General features: G+C 74.8%; 1 pseudogene. It reads left to right on the top strand.

The features are described 5' to 3' along the window. A pseudogene (aroA, locus tag MCM47_RS41200) lies at window positions 1–1,048 on the top strand (3-phosphoshikimate 1-carboxyvinyltransferase); the annotation flags it as partial. Window positions 1,049–1,164: the final 116 nt, after the last annotated feature.

The following is a 1,164-nucleotide window of genomic DNA, read 5'->3' on the forward strand; positions in this document are numbered from 1 at the left end:
CCCCGCCCCGGCGCTGCGCGGCCCGGCCTCGATCGACGTCGGCAACGCCGGCACCGTCATGCGCTTCCTCCCGCCGCTCGCCGTCCTCGCCGACGGCCCGGTGCACTTCGACGGCGACCCGCGCAGCTACGAGCGCCCCCAGCACGGCGTGATCAACGCCCTGCGCGCGCTCGGCGCCCGGATCGACGACGGCGGCCGCGGCGCGTTCCCGCTCACCGTGCACGGCACCGGCGCGCTGGACGGCGGCCCGGTCGAGCTGGACGCCTCGTCCTCCTCGCAGTTCGTCTCGGCGCTGCTGCTCTCCGGCGCCCGCTACAACAACGGCGTCGAGGTCCGACACGTCGGCGGCCCGGTCCCGTCGCTGCCGCACATCCGGATGACGGTCGAGATGCTGCGCCTGGCCGGCGTCCAGGTCGACGCGCCCGAGGACGGCGGCGAGAAGGACGTCTGGCGGGTCACCCCCGGCGCCCTGATCGGCCGCGACGTGGTCGTCGAGCCCGACCTCTCCAACGCCGCGCCGTTCTTCGCCGCCGCCCTGGTCACCGGCGGCCGCGTCACCGTCCGCGACTGGCCGAAGCACACCACCCAGCCCGGCGACCAGCTGCGCGAGATCTACAGCCGGATGGGCGGCGTCTGCGAGTTCACCGACGAGGGCCTGCAGTTCACCGGCACCGGCCGGATCCACGGCATCGAGGCCGACCTGCACGACGTCGGCGAGCTGACCCCGGTGATCGCCGCGGTCGCGGCGCTGGCCGACTCCGAGTCCCACCTCTACGGCATCGCCCACCTGCGGCTGCACGAGACGGACCGGCTGGCCGCGCTCGCCAAGGAGATCAACGACCTGGGCGGCGACGTCACCGAGACCGAGGACGGTCTGCGGATCCGCCCGCGCCCGCTGCACGGGGGCGTCTTCCACACCTACGAGGACCACCGGCTGGCCACCGCGGCCGCGGTGATCGGCCTGGCCGTCGAGGGCGTCCGGGTCGAGAACGTCGCGACCACCGCCAAGACCCTGCCGGACTTCCCCAAGATGTGGGACGAGCTGCTCACCGGGGCAGTGGCGGGCGGCTGGGCGGGAGACTGGGTACATGCGCCGCTACGGCAAGGACGCCGACGAGGACGACATCCGCAACCGCCCCGCGCGCCGGGGCTCCCGGCCGCGGA

Source organism: Kitasatospora sp. A2-31, from assembly GCF_022288725.1.
GTDB lineage: Bacteria > Actinomycetota > Actinomycetes > Streptomycetales > Streptomycetaceae > Kitasatospora.